This window comes from Plantibacter sp. CFBP 8804 (assembly GCF_014841225.1).
GTDB classification, from domain to species: Bacteria; Actinomycetota; Actinomycetes; order Actinomycetales; family Microbacteriaceae; genus Plantibacter; species Plantibacter auratus.
Window position 1 is genome coordinate 92763 of sequence record NZ_JACYTU010000002.1, and the last position, 17056, is coordinate 109818.

17 protein-coding genes are annotated in these 17056 nt (G+C 70.9%); 9 read left to right on the forward strand and 8 right to left on the reverse strand.

The window, feature by feature from the left end:
• Positions 1-48 precede the first annotated feature (48 nt).
• The 3 genes from IFU11_RS05895 to IFU11_RS05905 all read left to right on the forward strand — a co-directional run bounded on the left by IFU11_RS05895 (position 49) and on the right by IFU11_RS05905 (position 1371).
• Positions 49-381, forward strand: a complete 333-nt coding sequence (locus IFU11_RS05895) for a biopolymer transporter Tol (protein WP_192018444.1) — start codon at positions 49-51, stop codon at positions 379-381.
• A gap of 100 nt (positions 382-481) precedes the next feature.
• Entirely contained in the window at positions 482-1132 is a 651-nt protein-coding gene (locus IFU11_RS05900; RefSeq protein ID WP_192018445.1) for a DUF2975 domain-containing protein, read from the forward strand.
• Positions 1132-1371, forward strand: coding sequence for a helix-turn-helix domain-containing protein (locus IFU11_RS05905; RefSeq protein WP_079002926.1), 240 nt, complete (start codon positions 1132-1134; stop codon positions 1369-1371). The genes IFU11_RS05900 and IFU11_RS05905 overlap by 1 nt, the downstream gene beginning before the upstream one ends.
• Before the next feature lie 18 nt (positions 1372-1389).
• Here IFU11_RS05905 and IFU11_RS05910 read toward each other — a convergent pair whose 3' ends face one another.
• The 5 genes from IFU11_RS05910 to IFU11_RS05930 are packed head-to-tail and all read right to left on the reverse strand — an operon-like array spanning position 1390 to position 6557.
• Positions 1390-2418, reverse strand: a complete 1029-nt coding sequence (locus tag IFU11_RS05910) for a FecCD family ABC transporter permease (RefSeq protein ID WP_192018446.1) — start codon at positions 2416-2418, stop codon at positions 1390-1392.
• A complete protein-coding gene (locus IFU11_RS05915; protein ID WP_371742726.1) occupies positions 2415-3470 on the reverse strand; it encodes a FecCD family ABC transporter permease in 1056 nt (351 codons plus the stop codon). Before IFU11_RS05915 ends, IFU11_RS05910 begins: the two co-directional genes overlap by 4 nt.
• Complete coding sequence (locus IFU11_RS05920; RefSeq protein WP_192018447.1) at positions 3467-4402, reverse strand: ABC transporter substrate-binding protein; 936 nt, start codon at positions 4400-4402, stop codon at positions 3467-3469. The genes IFU11_RS05915 and IFU11_RS05920 overlap by 4 nt, the downstream gene beginning before the upstream one ends.
• Before the next feature lie 56 nt (positions 4403-4458).
• Positions 4459-5310 (reverse strand): siderophore-interacting protein, encoded by an 852-nt coding sequence (locus IFU11_RS05925; protein ID WP_192018448.1) that lies wholly within the window; start codon positions 5308-5310, stop codon positions 4459-4461.
• Positions 5311-5360: 50 nt separating this feature from the next.
• Complete coding sequence (locus IFU11_RS05930; RefSeq protein WP_192018449.1) at positions 5361-6557, reverse strand: MFS transporter; 1197 nt, start codon at positions 6555-6557, stop codon at positions 5361-5363.
• 121 nt (positions 6558-6678) lie between these two features.
• On the opposite strand from IFU11_RS05930, the gene IFU11_RS05935 reads away from it, so the two are divergent.
• The 3 genes from IFU11_RS05935 (at position 6679) to IFU11_RS05945 (ending at position 9952) form a co-directional block, all read left to right on the forward strand.
• Positions 6679-7044: a MerR family transcriptional regulator gene (locus IFU11_RS05935; protein ID WP_137243475.1), complete on the forward strand. Its 366-nt coding sequence runs from the start codon at positions 6679-6681 to the stop codon at positions 7042-7044.
• A gap of 49 nt (positions 7045-7093) precedes the next feature.
• Positions 7094-8044 (forward strand): alpha/beta hydrolase fold domain-containing protein, encoded by a 951-nt coding sequence (locus IFU11_RS05940; protein WP_192018450.1) that lies wholly within the window; start codon positions 7094-7096, stop codon positions 8042-8044.
• A gap of 135 nt (positions 8045-8179) precedes the next feature.
• A complete protein-coding gene (locus IFU11_RS05945) occupies positions 8180-9952 on the forward strand; it encodes a glycoside hydrolase family 3 protein (protein ID WP_192018451.1) in 1773 nt (590 codons plus the stop codon).
• A 408-nt stretch (positions 9953-10360) separates the two neighbouring features.
• On the opposite strand, the gene IFU11_RS05950 is transcribed toward IFU11_RS05945, so the two are convergent.
• Positions 10361-11383 carry a LacI family DNA-binding transcriptional regulator gene (locus tag IFU11_RS05950; RefSeq protein WP_192018452.1) on the reverse strand — a complete coding sequence of 341 codons (1023 nt, stop codon included), beginning with the start codon at positions 11381-11383 and terminating at the stop codon, positions 10361-10363.
• A gap of 25 nt (positions 11384-11408) precedes the next feature.
• The gene (locus tag IFU11_RS05955) at positions 11409-12485 is read right to left on the reverse strand and encodes a carbohydrate kinase family protein (protein WP_192018453.1); all 1077 of its coding nucleotides are present in this window, start codon (positions 12483-12485) and stop codon (positions 11409-11411) included.
• 125 nt (positions 12486-12610) lie between these two features.
• Here IFU11_RS05955 and IFU11_RS05960 point away from each other — a divergent pair, with 125 nt between their 5' ends.
• Both IFU11_RS05960 and IFU11_RS05965 read left to right on the forward strand, forming a co-directional pair.
• On the forward strand, positions 12611-13453 hold the full coding sequence (locus IFU11_RS05960; RefSeq protein ID WP_192018454.1) for a class I fructose-bisphosphate aldolase: 843 nt from the start codon (positions 12611-12613) through the stop codon (positions 13451-13453).
• Positions 13450-14628, forward strand: a complete 1179-nt coding sequence (locus IFU11_RS05965) for a Gfo/Idh/MocA family protein (RefSeq protein ID WP_192018455.1) — start codon at positions 13450-13452, stop codon at positions 14626-14628. The genes IFU11_RS05960 and IFU11_RS05965 overlap by 4 nt, the downstream gene beginning before the upstream one ends.
• 957 nt (positions 14629-15585) lie before the next feature.
• Here the strand turns inward: IFU11_RS05965 and IFU11_RS05970 are convergent.
• Positions 15586-15912 carry a GIY-YIG nuclease family protein gene (locus tag IFU11_RS05970; protein WP_192018456.1) on the reverse strand — a complete coding sequence of 109 codons (327 nt, stop codon included), beginning with the start codon at positions 15910-15912 and terminating at the stop codon, positions 15586-15588.
• Positions 15913-16497: 585 nt separating this feature from the next.
• Here IFU11_RS05970 and IFU11_RS05975 point away from each other — a divergent pair.
• The gene (locus IFU11_RS05975; RefSeq protein ID WP_191941530.1) at positions 16498-17049 is read left to right on the forward strand and encodes a GIY-YIG nuclease family protein; all 552 of its coding nucleotides are present in this window, start codon (positions 16498-16500) and stop codon (positions 17047-17049) included.
• Positions 17050-17056 lie beyond the last annotated feature (7 nt).

A 17056-nucleotide genomic window follows, 5' to 3' on the forward strand; every position in this document is an offset into this window, starting at 1 on the left:
TCCGCATTCGCGGCGGGCCGGGCCCTGCGTCGTCTCCAGGAGGCACCCGTGACGCCGCGATCGGACGACGGGCCGGAGGAGGACGACCACTGGTTCGTCGTGAACGGTAGACGCTGGCGCCGGACGGATCCGAATCTGCCGTCGGAACTCGTCGCGTCCCTGCAGTCGCACCTCGGCCGCGGGCGCTCCGGCGTCGGCGTCGCGAAGCGGGCTGGTGACGACGACGCGGTCGCTGCTGCCCGCCGCCGGGTCGGCCTCGCCAAGCACGGGCTCGGTGAACGCGGCCCGAAGTGGTGGGAGGAGCCGGAGGACGAACGACTCGAGCGCGCCGAGGCGGCGCTGCGGGAGCTCGAGGCGCTCGACGATCCACCACCAGGCTGATCCGGCCGGGTGGAGGTGCTCTCCGCCCGCTCTTGCGTTCTGATCCGTCTCGGCATATCGTTTATCGATACCAACGACAATCGATATGGATGTGATGATCATGACCGAGTCCACCGATCGCCCGACGCCGTCCGGCTTCGACCACGCGGCCTGGCAGGCCGCGAAGACCCAGCGCTCCACCCGCAACGACCTCGTGTCCGTGCTCGGTGCCGCCGTCGTCGCGGCGGGGGTCGTCGTCGTCACCCTCGTCCTCCGGCTGCTCGATATCTTCGGCACCGACGGGACCCGGGTGCCCGTGTTCTTCGACGCCGTCGACGCAGTCCTGCCGGGTGCGGCAAGAGCCGGCGCCTTCACGATCGACCAGGGCTCGGTCGTCGTCGCCGACCTCCCGGTGGTGACCTTCGTGTGTGTGCTGCTCGCCGCGATCCTGCCGGCGATCGCGAACCTCGTGGTCATCGTCTGCGCATTCCGCTTCTTCCGCCGCCTGCTGCGTGGCGATGCCTTCGCACCCGGGAACGCACGGCTGCTCTCGATCGCCTCCATCGCCATCCTCTGCGGATGGATCGCGGACACCTGGTTCGGCACGATGGCGTCGAACGGCGCGCTCGCGGCCGCGACCGACGGCGCCGTCGAAGGAGCCCCCTATCCGCTCACCTGGATCCCGGTGCTCGTCGCCATGGCGGTCGGCGGCCTCGCGATCGCCTTCCGCGCGGGCGAGCGCCTGCGCGCCGACACCGAGGGACTCGTCTGATGGTGCCGACGCCCGAGGAGGACGTCGCGACCGGGGTGCACTGCAACCTCGACCGGTTGCTCGCAGACCGCGGTCTCACCCTCGCCCGGCTCAGCGAGCTCGTCGGCGTGAGCGTGGTGAACCTGTCCGTGCTGAAGAACGACCGCGCGAAGGCGATCCGGTTCTCGACGCTGACGGCGATCTGCCGGGTGCTCGACTGCACCGTCGGCGAACTGCTGGAGCTCGACGACGCACGCTGAGTGGTTCGGAACCGACCCTCAGCGCCGGCGTTCCCGGAGCAGCAACTGCGTGAGGTACAGCCCGCCGACGACCACCGTGACGACGCCGACCGGCACCGTCAGCGGGATCAGATGCTGGGCCACGAGGTCGGACGCGAGGAGCAGGACGCCGCCGACGAGCCCCGTCGCGACCAGCGGGATGCCCGGCGAGCGGGTCAGCCGGCGGGCGATCTGCGGAGCGGCCAGGGCGATGAACGCGATCGGGCCGGCGACGGCGGTCACCGCGCTCACCAGCGCGACCGCGAGGCCGATGAGGATGGCGCGTTCACGGGTGAGGCGCACCCCGGTCGCAGCGGCCACGTCGTCACCGAGTTCCAGCTGGCGGAGCGGACGGGCGGCGAACGGTAGGACCGCGAAGAGCACCACGAGGCACGCGAGTGCCGGCCAGACGACGGTCGCGGTCGCGGTGTTGAGCGTCCCCGCGCCCCAGGCCGCCGCGAAGAGCGCGACGTCGAGGTCGGCCCGGAGCAGGAGCCAGCTGTTGAACGCCGCGAGCATGGCCGAGACGCCGATGCCCACGACGATGAAGCGGAAGCCCGACAAGCCCTGGCGGAGGGCCAGCAGGAAGATCGCGACCGCGGCCGCCAGACCGCCGATCAGCGACCCGGCCATCAACGCCGGCCAGCTGCCGCCGAGAAGGAGGAGCGCGACGAGCATCCCGGTGAACGAGCCGTTCGCGAGGCCGATGATGTCGGGGCTCGCGAGCGGATTCCGGGTGAGCGTCTGGAAGATCGCTCCCGAGACACCGAGCGCTGCGCCGAAACCGATCGCCGCGAGCACGCGGGGCAGTCGCCAGTCCAGGACGACCGTGCGGGCCAGGCCGTCGACGCGTCCGGTGAGGACGCCGATCACCTCGTCGGTGGTCAGCGGGTAGTCGCCGAGCGCGAGACCGGCGATCGCCGCGACGACGATCGCCAGGAGTGCGGCGGCGCAGACGAGGAGGGTCCGTCGTGCCGGTCGGCGCCCGGTGATCGGACGTGCGGTCTCCCGTTCCCGTGTCGTGCTCACAGGCCCGAGGCCGTTCTGCGTCGGGCGAGCGCGATGAGGACGGGCGCCCCGACGAACGCGGTCACGAGCCCGACAGGCATCTCACCTGGGAGCACCGCGATCCGTCCGACGACGTCGGAGCACAGCACGAGGACGCAGCCGACGAGGACCGAACCCCCGAGGATACGGCGCTGATCACTGCCGACCGACCAGCGCACGAGGTGGGGCACGACGAGGCCGACGAAGGCGATCGGGCCGGCGATCGCGGTGGCACCACCGGCGAGCAGCGTCACCGCGGCGAGCACCAGGATCCGACTGCGCGTGACGCTGACGCCCTGTGCTCTGGCGACGTCCGGGCCGAGGGCGATCGCGTTCAGGCTCCGAGCGCTCGCCGCGGCCAGGACGAGCCCCACGGCGAGGAAGGGGAGGACCGGCACGACGACACCGAGGTCGCGTTCGAGCAGGCTGCCGGCGTTCCAGCCGCGCATCCGGTCGAACGCGTCGGGGTGGGTGATGGCGATCCCCGTCGTCAGCCCGGCGAGTACGGCACCGAACGCGACACCCGTGACGATGAGGCGGGCGGTGGAGGACTGCTCACGCCCGCCGGAACCGATCGCGTACACGACGAGGGTGACGACGAGCGCCCCACCGCAGGCGAGCCATGCGATGTCGCCCGGCGCTCGGACACCGAGGAACGCCAGGCCGACGGCGACCGCGAAGCCTGCCCCGGCGTTGACGCCGAGGATGCCGGGGTCGGCGAGCGGATTCCGGGTGAACGCCTGCATGAGCGCACCCGCGACGCCGAGGGCTGCACCGACGGCCAGCGCCGCGACCGTGCGCGGCACCCGCTGATCCCACACGACGAAGTTCGCCTCGTCCGAGCCCGTGCCGAGGAGCGCCGCACGGACGTCATCCGGTGCGATCGGGTTCGCGCCGACGAACAGTGACAGGAGGACGGCGACCGCGAGCGCCGCGACGCCCGCGAGCAGTGGGATGAGCAGGCGGTGTCGCCGCGGCGCCCGCCCGCTCCCCGAGGTGTCGCGGGCGGTCAGGATCGCGGTCGGCTTCGTCACGACCCGTCGGAGAGCAGCCGGTCGAGGTCGTCGAGGACGGCCATGCCGCCGAGGGGGCCGACGCCGGTGATCCAGAAGGACTGGTCGACGAGGTGCAGCTCGGGGAAGGCGTCCGTGTTCGCGGTGAGCGAGGCCGGCAGCGTCGAGGTGTCGTCGGGGTCGACGCTCGTCACGAAGACCTGGTCGGCCTTCGCCTCGAGCACGCGCTCGGGGGAGAGGTCGAGGGAGATGTCCTCCCAGGCGTGTTCGGGCGTCGTGAACCCGGCGCACTCGAGGGTGCTGCCGGCGAAGGAGGTCGGGCCGTAGAGGGTCAGGACACCGTCGCGGGGGCGGATCAGCTGTGCCGTCTTGCCGGCGGTGTCGTGCTCCTTCGCGATCTCCGCGCAGCGCGCGTCGTAGGCGTCGAGGAGCTCGTCCGCGCCGTCCGGGTCACCGAGTGCCTCGGCGACGAACTGCACGTTGTCGCGCCAGGGGTCGGTCTGCGTCGCCATGAACACGGTCGGCGCGATCTCGGACAACTGGTCGTACAGGGCGGAGTGCCGCGACTCGGTGCCGATGATGAGGTCGGGCTTCGCGGCGGCGATCAGCTGCACGTTCGGCTCCGCCACGGTCCCGACGGTGGGGATGTCGGCGGCCTCCTCGCCGAGGTAGGCGGGGACGCCGGCGGTCTCGTTCAGCACCGCTGCGCCCACCGGGGTGATGCCGAGCGCGACGGTCGTGTCGAGCTGCACCGGTTCGAGGACGACGACCCGCTTGGGTGCGTCGGGGATGCTGGTCTCGCCGTGGGCGTGCTCCATGACGTGGGTCGCGCTCGTCGCGGTGTCCGAGGGGGTCGAGGCGCTCGAGCTGCTGCAGGCGGAGAGGCCGAGGGCGGCGATGGAGAGGGCGGCGACGGCGACGAGACGTCGACGATGGGCGAGGAGGAGGGGCACGGATCACCTTTCGAACGGGTCGCGACGCATGCGACCGAGTAAGGCAAGCATAACCTTCATTCGGGTGTGGCTCTGGGGCGAGCGTTCCAGTAGCCCTGCCCGTGGACGCGCTCCGGGTCGATCCCGTGGTCGGTCGTCGCAGCGCGCAGGAGGGGGATCCGGGTGCTCTCGGTCACCAGCCAAGCGGCGAAGCCGGTGCCCAGAGTCGCCGCCGACGACCCGTGTGTCCGGAGCCACTGTTCGACGCCGGCGACGAGCGCGTCACCGCCCGCCTGCCCGGCCCGTTCATGGACGTCGACCGTGTGGCGCTCGAGCAGCGGCCCGAGCAGGGCGGTGTCGGCGGGGTCGCCGAGCTCGAGGAGGACGTGGGCGCGGACGTGGTCGTCGAGAGAGCGCAGGATCCCGTGGACGGCGGGGAAGGCCGTCTCGTCGGCGGCGATGAGCACGGTCGTCGCAGTGCCGGGCGCCCACTGGACGCCGTGTGTCGGGTCTCCGCGACGGACGTCTGGACCCGAGACGAGCAGCCGGTCGCCCACCCGCGCGCCGAGCGCCCATCGACTGGCCGGGCCGGCCGGCTCGTGGATGAACACGTCGAGGTCGACCTCCTGCTGCGCCGGCCTGACGCGATGGGCCGTGTAGCTGCGCATCACCGGGCGGTCCGCCGGTGCGAGTGCGCGCCAGGCCCTCCGCCACGCGTGCTCCGGCAGGCCGTCGTGGAGTCCTTCCGGGTACGCGCCGTCGTCTCCCGGCAGCAGGATCTTGATCCGCTGGTCCCGCTCGTACGGGGCGAAGCCGGCGAGCGAGGCACCGGCGAGGGTGAGGCGGAGGAAGCCGGGGGACAGCCGTTCCGTGCGGTCCACGACCGTGTCGAACAGGATGTTCGGCGAGTGGAGGAACGGGACGGGCATCGCATCGAGTCTAGGAGGACCCGGCGCTGGCGTGCCGGGTCCTCCGTCGTTCACCCGCGGCGGACGGCGCGTGCGATCACGGCGCAGAGGGGGATGGCGACGACGGTCAGCGCGGCGGCGGCCGGGAGGAGCCGGGCCGGGCCCCAGGTGCCGAGGATGATCCCGCCGACCGCCCCGCCGGTGGCGATCGAGCAGTTCCAGACCGTGACGAGCGCCGACTGTGCCGCGTCCGCAGCGTTCCCGGCGACCCGGGCGATCGCCACCTGGAAGAGCACGGAGTAGGCGCCGAAGGCGAGCCCCCAGCCTGCCGCGGCGGTGAGGAGGACGACGACCGGCGGATCCCAGGCCACGACGGCGAGGCCGACGGTCCCGAGGAGGGCGGCCGTGAGGATGGTCGTCCCGAGGCGCAGGTTCGCCAGCCGTCCGGCACCGAGCGTGCCGACCACCGACGCCACACCGAAGGTTGCGAGGAGCACCCCGAGCGGCACGGGCGTCCCGCGGGAGGACAGGACCGGTGCGAGGTAAGTGTACGCGATGTTCTGGCCGATGATGCAGACGGCGAGGGCGACGAGGATCGTGACGACTGCGGGGATGCGGAGCGCCGCACCCATGCGTGTCGAACGCCCGGGGGCGCTGCCTGCCACGCGGGGAGCGACGACGACCGCGAGGACGCCGAGGAGCGCGGTGGCGGCGGCGACGATCCCGAACACCGCGCGCCAACCGAACTCCTCACCGAGGACCGCGCCGGCCGGGATGCCGAGCGCGAAGCCGAGTGTGGCACCGGACAGCACGATGCCGAGTGTGGAGCCGAACCGCTCCGGGGTGGTGAACCCGCGCGTGTACCCCGGGAGCATCGCCCAGACGACACCGGCCACGAGCCCCGCGACGAACCGGGTCGCGAGATGCGTGAGCAGGTCGGGTGCGACGGCCGTGCCGGCGTTCGCGAGCGCCGAGACGATCAGGGCGAGCAGCACGACCGTCCGGCGGTCGAGCTTCGCGAGCGCACGGCTGAGCGGGATCGCCGCGACGATGCAACCGAGTGCGAAGACGGCGACGCTCTGGCCTGCGATCGACTCCGAGACGCCCAGGTCGGCGGCCATCGCGGGGAGGACCCCGGCCGGGAGCACCTCGGTGAGAAGTGTCACGAATCCGACGGCGGCGAGGAGCAGCGCGGTCGGGAGGGGAGAGCGGGTTCGGGTGGCAGGAGGGGTCGTGGATCGTGCCGTGCGCACGCTGTCGGTGGTCATGTCGGTGAGTCTCCCGGCCTGCCACTGGTGGCAGGGTCAAGTCGACGAGGGTGCGCCGGGAATATCCGCCCGGCACCGACGGCTGCTCCAAGAGGACACAACTCGGTCGAAGGGGTCTTGCATGCGCATCGGCGAACTGGCGGCGGCCACCGGGAGCACGCCGCGGCTGCTCCGGTACTACGAGGAACAGGGGTTGCTGCGCCCCACCCGCTGCCCGAACGGGTACCGCGAGTACGGAGACCACCTCGTCGCGAAGGTGCAGCGCATCCGCGAGCTGATCGCCGTCGGCATGCCGACCGCGCTCATCCTCCAGGTCCTGCCCTGCTTCGAGGACGACGACACGATCTACCAGGTGACGCCCTCGGCGGAAGTGCTTGAGCGGTTGCTCGAGCATCGCGAGCGACTGGATGCGAAGCTCGGTTGCATCCAGGAGAGCCGGGACGCCATCGACGTCTACCTCCACCGCGTCGGCGGCATCGTGGTCTGAGTCGACCGGGTCGGCTGAGTCGACCGAGTCGGCTGGGTAGGCTCGGCGCATGTCACTCGATCCGTATTACCGCGACCGCCTGAGCCTCTTCGACGGGTTCTCGAACGCCGATCGCGCCGCTGGCGGGACGCTCGACGAGGCGTTCCAGGAACGACTCGCAGCCTACGGCGACGACGGGCCGTGGAACCCGCCGAGCGATGTGGTGATCACCGACGAGGTCGTCGACGGTCCGCACGGTGCGGTCCCGATCCGGCGCTACGTCCCGGCCGACCCCAGTGGTGTCGCCCTCCTCTGGGTGCACGGCGGCGGCTTCGCGGCGGGGACGCTCGACTGGCCGGAGGCGCACGTCGTGAGCGCCGAACTGGCGGCGCGAGCTGGCGCCGAGGTCGTCTCCGTCGACTACCGACTGGCGGACGGCACGACGCGGTACCCGGTGCCGCTCGACGACGTGCTCGCGGTCTGGGAGCAGCTCGACGACGAGCGGTCGGCCGTTCCCGGTGCGCGGACGGCCATCGGTGGAGCAAGCGCCGGAGCGGCCCTCGCGCTCGCCGCCTCACTCCGCAGCGATCGCCGCGCGGACGCCGTGCTGCTGGCGTACCCGTTCCTGCACGCCGTCGTGCCCACCCTGCCCGCGGACGTCCTGGCCGAGATGGCGGTCCTCCCGGACTTCATGCGGTTCCCGACCGAGTCGATCGACTGGATGGTCGGGAACTACGTCGGTCGGCTGGAGGACGTGCCCGAGCTCGCGCTGCCGGGAATCGTCCCCGTGACCCCGGACCGCCCGCCGCTGTCGGTCCTGCTCTCGGAGTTCGACGACCTCCGGCCGTCGGGGGAGCTGCTCATCGCGGCGTCGGAGGCCGCCGGTGCTCCCGTCCGCAGTCGGCTCGAGCCAGGCGTCCTCCATGGCCACCTCAATCGCCATCCGGTCGCGCCAGGCGTCTCCCCGTCGCTGGACTGGCTGGCCGACGGGCTGCGCGCCATGGGGAATCACGCCGACTGAGTCTTGCGTGATCCTCGTCAGCGGGCATACTGGAGTCACGCTCCGTTCCCGAACGGAGTTCGGTTTTCGCTTCCGGCTCGCCTGAGCCCGGGTGATCCCGACGCCGCCCCACTCACTGACGAGAAACGGACCACCATGAGCGAGCATGAACCGGCGCTGCCCTACCGCGACGCGAGCCTGCCGGTGGAGGACCGGGTGGAGGACCTCCTCGGACGGATGACCGTCGCCGAGAAGGCCGGCATGCTCTTCCAGACGATGATCGCCCCGGGGTCCATCGACGAGGCGAACCCGCACATGGGACTCGCGAGTGGCGAGCACATGATCGGCGAGCAGCTCATGTCCCACTTCAACGTCCTCGGCACCGCGCCCGACACGACGGCGCTCGCCGAGTGGACCAACGCCCTGCAGGAGCGCGCGTCGCGCACGCGACTCGGCATCCCGGTCACGCTGTCGACCGACCCGCGCAACCACTTCACCGACAACGTGGGGACGGCGGCCCGCGCGGGCGCCTTCTCGCAGTGGCCCGAGACGCTCGGCCTCGCGGCGATCGGATCGGTCGACCTCGTCGAGGCGTTCGCCGACACCGCGCGGCAGGAGTACCTCGCCGTCGGGATCCGGCTGGCGCTCCACCCGCAGGTCGACCTCGCGACCGAGCCGCGCTGGTCGCGCATCGGTGGCACGTTCGGTGAGGACGCCGAGCTCAGTGCCGAACTCGTCGCCGGCTACATCCGAGGGTTCCAGGGTGCCGAACTCGGGCCGCAGTCGGTCTCCACGATGACGAAGCACTTCCCGGGCGGTGGGCCCCAGCTCGACGGGGAGGACCCGCACTTCGCCTACGGGCGCGAACAGGTGTACCCCGGCGACAACTTCGACTACCACCTCATCCCGTTCCGCGCCGCGATCGCCGCCGGAGCCGCGCAGATGATGCCGTACTACGGCATGCCCGTCGGGACCGGACACGAGGAGGTCGCGTTCGCCTTCAACCACGGGATCATCACCGGGCTCCTCCGCGAGGAACTCGGCTTCGCAGGCATCATCTGCACCGACTGGGGACTCGTCACCGACACGTCGATCATGGGACAGGACATGCCCGCACGGGCCTGGGGCCTGGAGCACCTCGACGAGCTGTCCCGGGTCGAGCGCATCCTGCAGGCCGGCTGCGACCAGTTCGGTGGCGAGGCCCGACCCGAGCTCGTCGTCGAACTCGTCGAGCAGGGACGTGTCACCGAGGACCGTGTCGACGCCTCGGTGCGCCGACTGCTGCGCGAGAAGTTCGTGCTGGGGCTCTTCGAGCAGCCGTACGTCGACGCGGGCGCCGCGAGCGGGGTCGTCGGGCGCGCGGACTTCGTCGCCGCCGGCGAGGCCGCACAGCGCCGCGCGTTCACCGTCCTGACGAACGTGGAGGAGACGCTGCCGGTGCGCTCGCCGCGTCCCCGGTTGTACCTGGAGGGTGTCGACCCCGAGGTCGCGGGCGCGTACGGCGAGGTCGTCGTGGATCCGGCGTCGGCGGACGTCGCCCTCGTGCGCATGCAGACGCCGTACGAACCGCGGCCCGGCGGCTTCGAGGCCATGTTCCACGCCGGATCGCTCGACATCCCGGCCGACGAGGTCGAGCGGTTGCGGGCGCTCGCGCTGACGGTGCCGACCGTGCTCGACATGCACCTCGACCGACCGGCGATCCTCACCGGGGTGGTGGACGCGGTCGTGGCGCTCGTCGCGAGCTTCGGCGGCAGTGACGCGGCGTTCCTCGACGTCGTCTTCGGTCGAGCGCTGCCGGAGGGCCGGCTCCCGTTCGACCTGCCGCGCTCGATGGCGGCCGTCGAGGCGAGTCGGTCCGACGTCCCCTACGACACCGAGGACCCGATCTTCCGCTTCGGCCACGGCCTCACGTACCCCGCTGGTCCCTGAGCGCCCGTCACCGGTCCCTGAGCACCCGTCCCCGGTCCCCTGAGCACCCCTTCCGGTCCCTGAGCACTTCTTCCGGTCCCTGAGCTCGTCGAAGGGCGGCGTCTTCTCGTGTGCCCTTCGACAAGCTCAGGGAGCGGTTCTCCGTGTGCGGTTGCTTCGTACTCGGGGGTCGCTTCCCCCGGTCCGTGAATGCCCCTCCGGTCCCGGAGCACCTCTTCCGGTCCCTGAGCACTTCTTCCGGTCCCTGAGCTTGTCGAAGGGCGGCGTCTTCTCGTGTGCCCTTCGACAGGCTCAGGGAGCGGTTCTCCGTGTGCGGTTGCTTCGTACTCGGGGGTCGCTTCCCCCGGTCCGTGAATGCCCCTCCGGTCCAGGTGCGCTTCTTCAGGTCCCTGAGCTTGTCGAAGGGCGTCAGCGTTCGGAGCCGCGCAGCTCCAGACGCACGTCCAAGGTGTGGGTCACAGGCGGGCCCGCCTCGCCGGCGATGAGCGCCAGGAGGGTCTCCGCCGCGACCCGGCCCATGAGCGCCACGTCCTGCGCCACCACCGACACCGCCGGCGACACGAGCGGTGCCGCCTCGAAGTCGTCGAACCCCACAAGTGGCAGCCGTCGTCCGGCCGTCGCGAACGCCTGCATGGCCCCGATCGCGGCCCGGTTGTTCGCGGCGAACACGGCGTCCACCTCGCCCGACGCCAGGAACCCCGCCACGACCGCCGCAGCATCCTCGACGGAGTGTGCGCCGTCGGAGACGATCGGCTCGATCGGACCCGTCCCCGTCGCGCCGCCGAGATCGGCCTCGGCGAGCGCCCGGTGGTAGCCGGCCAGTCGCTCGCGCATCGTGTACAGCTCGAGTGAGTCACCGAGGAACGCGACCCGTCGTGCGCCTGCTGCGAGCATGGCCGCTGTCGCCCGGGTCGCTCCGCCCGCGTTGTCGGCGAGCACCGTGTGCGCCTCGACCGACTCGAGCGGCCCGGTCGGTCGGTCGACGAGCACCATCGGGACGTGCACGATCGTGCTCGTGGCCCAGGCCGTCGTCGCCTGCCGTGGCGGCACGACGACGAGGCCGTCCACGCGCTGCGCGACCAGTCTGTCGACGAGGAGGCGGTGCCGGTCGGCGTCCTCCTCGGAGCTCGCCGACATCAGCAGGTAGCCGTGTTCCGTGCACACGCGCTCCACCGAGCGTGCCAGCACTGAATAATAGGGGTTCGCCAGGTCGCTGATGATGAGCCCGATGACCTTGCTCGACCGCCCGGGCCGGATGCTCGCGGCCGCCAGGTTATGCCGGTAGCCGAGGGCCTCGATCGCCGCGCCGATCCGTTCCGACAGCTCCTGGTTGATGTTCGTCGCGCCGTTCACGTACCGCGACACCGTCTTCAGCCCCACCCCGGCCGCCGCGGCGACGTCGTTCATGGTCGGGGGTCGGGAGCTGCGCATGCTCACCATCCTGGCGTATGGGGGATCACGCGACCGGCTCGCCCGCACCCGCGACCCCGAAGAGCCCGCTGAGTCCGGGGCGCAGTCGGGTGATCTCGGCCGCCGTCGGACGGCGTCCCGCGATCGTCGCAGCGGCACTCGCGCCCGCGAGTTCGGCGGCTTCCGCCGGTGCGGCACCGCGTGACATCGCGAACAGCAGGCCGGCGGTCGACGCGTCCCCGGCGCCGTTGGTCGACACGAACGCGGGTGCGGGGACGGGCGGCGCGACGAGGTCGACGTCTGCCCAGGCCTCGGCGAGCGGTGCGAGCATCCGTCCGCCCAGGCGCAGGCGGTCGACACAGGCCGCCCGGAGGAGCAGGCCGTCCTCGCCGGCCGAGATCGCCACGACGCCGGCACCCCAGGCGAGCAGGAGGTCCGCGAACGCCGCGGCTTGGGCCAGGGGTGATGCACTGGTCCCGGCCGGGAGGCGGAGCGTGCCGAGCGCCGAACGCAGGTCGTCGACGCTCGGACTCACGATGTCGGTCAGCGGCAGGGTGCGCCGGAGGATCGCCTCCCAGTCCAGATGGCCGACGGCGCTCGTGGGGTCGACGACGGCGAGGTCCATCGAGGTGGTCGCACCGTGTCGGTGGATCCGTTCGAGCAGCCTCGCGAGCGGCGTCGCGTCGTCGGCGACGATCCCGGGGAGCAGCGGGGGATAGCCGAGGTGGACGAGGTCCGCGTCGCCGACGGCCAGGTGCTCGCCGGTGAACACCTCGTTGGCGCCCGTGTGGTGCCAGAAGGTCCGGTCGAGGCCGGCGGGCTCGACGACCACGCTGTAGGAGGTCGCGGCCCGGTCGGTGACCTCGAGCGCCGGGTGCAGTCGGTCGTGCGCGGCGATGCGCGACGCGACGATCGCTCCGAGCTCGTCGTCGCCGACGGTCGCGTGCAGGCGGACCGTGCTCCCGAGATCGGCGAGGGCCAGGCCGGTGTTCGCGACGCAGCCACCGAGGGAGATGCGGAGCGGGCCGGTGTCGATGAGGGCGCCCGGATCGATGCGTGCGCTCGCGCTGAGCCCTGGCGACAGGTCGACGCAGATGTGACCGGCGACGACGATCTCGCCCATGGACCCTCCGTTCTTCGCCCCGGAGCTGACCCGGCGCAAGCTAGACAACGTTGTCTCAGGCCACTACTGTGACACACCGAGGGACGATTCGGAAACCCTCCCCTTCACGATCAGGAGCCGCCGCAATGTCGCTGTACCGCCTCAATCGTCTCTTCAACGCCCGATCAGGTCGCGCGCTCGACGTCGCCGTCGACCACGGGTTCTTCGGCGAGCGTTCGTTCGTCACCGGCATCGAGGACATGGGCGAGGTCGTCCGCACCCTCGTCGCCGCGGGCCCGGACGCCGTCCAGCTGACCCTCGGCCAGGCCCGCCTCCTGCAGCAGGTCCCCGGCAAGGACAAGCCTGCGCTCGTCCTGCGGACGGACGTCGCGAACGTCTACGGCAACCCGCTCGACTCGATCCTCTACAGCCACCACGTGCCGCACGCGATCGAGGAGGCCGTCCGGCTGGACGCCGTCGCCGTGTGCGTCAACCTCATGCAGATCCCCGACCACCCCGAGGTCCGTGAGGCGAACATCCGCTCGATCATGGCCCTGCGCCGCGAAGCGACCCGGTACGGGATGCCGCTCATGATCGAACCGCTCGTCATGCAGGACAACACGACGGCCGGCGGGTACCAGGTCGACGGTGACATCGAGAAGATCGTCACCCTCGTGCGCCAGGCGGTCGAACTCGGCGCCGACCTCATCAAGGCCGACCCGAGCAGCGACATCACCGAGTACGCGCGGGTCGTGCAGGTCGCCGGAGACATCCCCGTCCTCGTCCGTGGCGGCGGTCGCGTCGACGACCGGACGCTGCTGGAGCGGACGGTCGCCGTCCTCGATGCGGGGGTCAGCGGCATCGTCTACGGCCGCAACATCATCCAGCACGAGCACCCGGCCGCCATCACCGCGGCACTCATGGCGGTGCTGCACGACGGGGCCGACGCCGATGCCGGCCTCGCGATCCTCGAGGCGGCTCGCGCATGAGCGCCGACCAGGTGACCGCCGACCGGGCGACGGCGGAGCGCGTCAACGTCGCGATCATCGGCGGCGGACTCATGGGGCGCGAGATCGCAGCCGCCATCCAGCGCTGGCCGGCGCTCATCGACCACCCGGTGCGACCGCGACTGACGGCCGTCTGCGACATCAACCCGGCGGCGCTCGACTGGTTCGACGAGATCGACACGGTCGTCACGAAGACCACGGACTACCACGAGCTGCTCGCCGACCCGTCGGTCGACGTCGTCTACGTGGCCGTGCGTCACGACCTCCACGAGCAGATCTACACCGACGTCATCCGGGCCGGGAAGAGCCTGCTGGCGGAGAAGCCCTTCGGGATCGACGCGGCGGCCGCGCAGTCCGTCCTCGCGGCGATGGCCGAGCACCCGGAGAGTTTTGTCCGGTGTTCGAGTGAGATGCCGTTCTTCCCGGGTGCGCAGCTGGCGATCGACTATGTGCGGTCCGGGGCGCTCGGCACGATCGTCGAGGCGCGCAACAGTTTCCTGCACTCGAGCGACGTCGATCGGGGCAAGCAGATCAACTGGAAGCGCCAGACGCAGTTCTGCGGTGAGGCCGGCGTGATGAACGATCTCGGGATGCACACCTGGCACGTGCCGCTGCGGCTCGGCTGGGCACCCGAGAGCGTGTACGGGGTGCTGCAGAACATCGTCACCGAGCGTCCCGGCCCCGACGGTTCGCTCGTGCCGTGCGACACCTGGGACAACGCCGTGCTGCACAGCTGGGCGACCCACGACGGTGTCCGCTTCCCGCTGACGACCGAGACGAAGCGCATCGATCCCGGACAGAAGAACACGTGGGAGTTCGAGGCGATCGGTCTCGACGGCGGGGTCCGGTTCAGCACGAAGAACCCGAAGCTCGTCGAGGTGTTCGCGGTGCGGGACATCCCGGGTGGCGATCGGGAGCAGGTGTGGCAGCAGCTCGACGCAGGCAGCCAGTCGGTGTGGCCGACGGTGACCGGCCCGAACTTCGAGTCCGGGTTCTCCGACACGATCCTCCAGATGTGGGCCGTGTTCCTCGCCGAGCGACACGGCTCCCTCGGCGACCGGTTCGGGGCGGCGCGCCCCGAGGAGGCGGCGCTCACCCACGACATCTACCGAGCGGCGATCCGCTCCCACGAGGAGGCTCGCGCGATCGCGCTGTGACGTGCGCATCGGCTGGGAGGCCACCCGATCGTCTCCCAGCCGGGAGCGCGCTGGCCGGCCCCTGAGCTTGTCGAAGGGCGCTCCCTGTCCGCTCGCTTGTTGTTCGGTCCCTGACAGCGCAACGAATCGGTCCTTGCCAGCCCAACCGTTCGGTCCCTGAGCTTGTCGAAGGGTAGGGTCTGTCCGTGTGCCCTTCGACAGGCTCAGGGACCGGGGTCGGAGTCGGCCGTTTCTGAAGGGTCGGTCCTTGTCCGCTCACCCAGCCGGTCCTTGCCGGCCCAACCGTTGGGTCCTTGCCGGCCCACCCGTTCGGTCCCTGAGCTTGTCGAAGGGTGGGGTCTGTCCGTGTGCCCTTCGACAGGCTCAGGGACCGGGGTCGGAGTCGGTCGTTTCTGAATGGTTGGTCCCTGTCCGCTCACTCAGCCGGTCCTTGCCAGCCCAACCGTTCGGTCTCTGAGCTTGTCGAAGGGTGGGGTCTGTTCGTCTGCCCTTCGACAGGCTCAGGGACCGGGGTCGGAGTCGATCGTTGCTGAACGTTCGGTCCCTGTCCGCTCACTCAGCCGGTCCTTGCCAGCCCAACCGTTCGGTCCCTGAGCTTGTCGAAGGGCGGGGTCTGTCCGTGTGCCCTTCGACAGGCTCAGGGACCGGGGTCGGAGTCGGCCGTTTCTGAATGGTCGGTCCCTGTCCGGCTACTCAGCCGGTCCTTGCCAGCCCACCCGTTGGGTCCCTGCCAGCCCACCCGATCGGTCCCTGAGCTTGTCGAAGGGTGGGCTCTGTTCGTGTGCCCTTCGACAGGCTCAGGGACCGGGGTCGGAGTCGGTCGTTTCTGAAGGGTCGGTCCCTGTCCGCTCACCCAGCCGGTCCTTGCCGGCCCAACCGTTGGGTCCTTGCCAGCCCAACCGTTCGGTCCCTGAGCTTGTCGAAGGGTGGGGTCTGTTCGTGTGCCCTTCGACAGGCTCAGGGACCGGCCACCGGGTCCGTTCCGAGTTCTGGATCGCGCCATGCGGTGATCCGCGAGCAGCTGAGGCGCGGGAGGTCGTCGAACCGCCCGTCGATCACTGCTTGCTTCTTCGCCCGGCTCCACCCCTGAAGACGTTTCTCGATGAAGAATGCGTCGTCCACGCGGTCGTACTCGGCCGACCAGACGAGTGTGACGGGCAGTCGGTCGCGGGTGTAGGTCGCTCCGAGGCCGTCCATGTGCTCGGCGACTCGTCGAGCAAGGTCGATGGTGCTGCCGGTGTAGAAGGATCCGTCGGCGCATTTGAGGATGTAGACGTGGGGCATCCGGGAAGCCTCGCAGGACCTCGATCCTGTCGGTCTGCGCTGACGTCCGACGGTGGACGCTCTCGGATCACAGGAAAGTTGTGGAGGACCGTCGCTCGACCCTGCCGCTTCGACCGTTCGGTCCCTGAGCTTGTCGAAGGGTGGGGTCTGTTCGTGTGCCCTTCGACAGGCTCAGGGACCGGGGTTGGAGTCGGTCGTTTCGTTCGCCTGTCCGTTCGGTCCCTGCCGGCGCAACCGTTCGGTCCCTGGGCTTGTCGAAGGGTGGGGTCTGTTCGTGTGCCCTTCGACAGGCTCAGGGACCGGGGTTGGAGTCGGTCGTTTGTTCGCTCACCCAGCCGGTCCCTGCCAGCCCAACCGTTCGGTCCCTGAGCTTGTCGAAGGGCGGGGTCTGTTCGTGTGCCCTTCGACAGGCTCAGGGACCGGGGTTGGAGTCGGTCGTTTCGTTCGCCCGTCCGGTCGGTCCCTGCCAGCGCAAGCGTTCGGTCCCTGAGCTTGTCGAAGGGTGGGGTCTGGCCGTGTGCCCTTCGACAGGCTCAGGGGCCGGGGGCGGAGGCCGGTGTCGGCGGGGTGGGGGACACTCGGGAGATGCCCCACAGACGATGCGTACAACCCGGGTGTGACGCCGCGGCACCGGTCGACGCGCCCGTCGCGCTCTGCGAGGATCACGTGGCCCTCGCCGCCGACTGGGCGGAGCGCCGTTGGGGTGTGGTCGATGCCCTGCCCTCGCCGTGCATCATGTGCGGCTCGCGGCTCGGCCGGCACTACCCGTCCGCCTGGTTGTGCGCCGCGTGCGAGTGGCGGCACGGCGACGTGCCCGACGACGACCTCGCCCGGCCGCGGATCGACGTCGTGTACTACCTCCGTCACGGCGACCGCGTGAAGATCGGCACCACGACGAACCCCCGCCAGCGGTTCGCCGCGATCTGGCACGACGAACTGCTCGCCCTCGAACGCGGCGACCGGCACGTCGAGCGTGCGCGTCACGAACAGTTCGCCCGCGAGCGCCTCGAACGTTCCGAATGGTTCACGGGGTCGCCCCGACTGCTCGCCCACATCGCCTCGGTCGCCCGCGACGTCGACCCCTGGGACTGCTATAGCCGCTGGCTCAGCGAGGCGGCGGCACTGCGTGGGCGATAGCCCCTCC

Bases quoted from the DNA above. Each gene is read 5' to 3' on its own strand.
- IFU11_RS05935 (WP_137243475.1), top strand. From the start codon at position 6,679: ATGCGCATCGGCGAACTGGCGGCGGCCACCGGGAGCACGCCGCGGCTG.
- IFU11_RS05925 (WP_192018448.1), bottom strand. From the start codon at position 5,310: ATGCCCGTCCCGTTCCTCCACTCGCCGAACATCCTGTTCGACACGGTC.
- IFU11_RS05930 (WP_192018449.1), bottom strand. From the start codon at position 6,557: ATGACCACCGACAGCGTGCGCACGGCACGATCCACGACCCCTCCTGCC.
- IFU11_RS05950 (WP_192018452.1), bottom strand. From the start codon at position 11,383: ATGCGCAGCTCCCGACCCCCGACCATGAACGACGTCGCCGCGGCGGCC.
- IFU11_RS05940 (WP_192018450.1), top strand. From the start codon at position 7,094: ATGTCACTCGATCCGTATTACCGCGACCGCCTGAGCCTCTTCGACGGG.
- IFU11_RS05900 (WP_192018445.1), top strand. From the start codon at position 482: ATGACCGAGTCCACCGATCGCCCGACGCCGTCCGGCTTCGACCACGCG.
- IFU11_RS05945 (WP_192018451.1), top strand. From the start codon at position 8,180: ATGAGCGAGCATGAACCGGCGCTGCCCTACCGCGACGCGAGCCTGCCG.
- IFU11_RS05965 (WP_192018455.1), top strand. From the start codon at position 13,450: ATGAGCGCCGACCAGGTGACCGCCGACCGGGCGACGGCGGAGCGCGTC.
- IFU11_RS05960 (WP_192018454.1), top strand. From the start codon at position 12,611: ATGTCGCTGTACCGCCTCAATCGTCTCTTCAACGCCCGATCAGGTCGC.
- IFU11_RS05975 (WP_191941530.1), top strand. From the start codon at position 16,498: ATGCCCCACAGACGATGCGTACAACCCGGGTGTGACGCCGCGGCACCG.
- IFU11_RS05955 (WP_192018453.1), bottom strand. From the start codon at position 12,485: ATGGGCGAGATCGTCGTCGCCGGTCACATCTGCGTCGACCTGTCGCCA.
- IFU11_RS05970 (WP_192018456.1), bottom strand. From the start codon at position 15,912: ATGCCCCACGTCTACATCCTCAAATGCGCCGACGGATCCTTCTACACC.
- IFU11_RS05905 (WP_079002926.1), top strand. From the start codon at position 1,132: ATGGTGCCGACGCCCGAGGAGGACGTCGCGACCGGGGTGCACTGCAAC.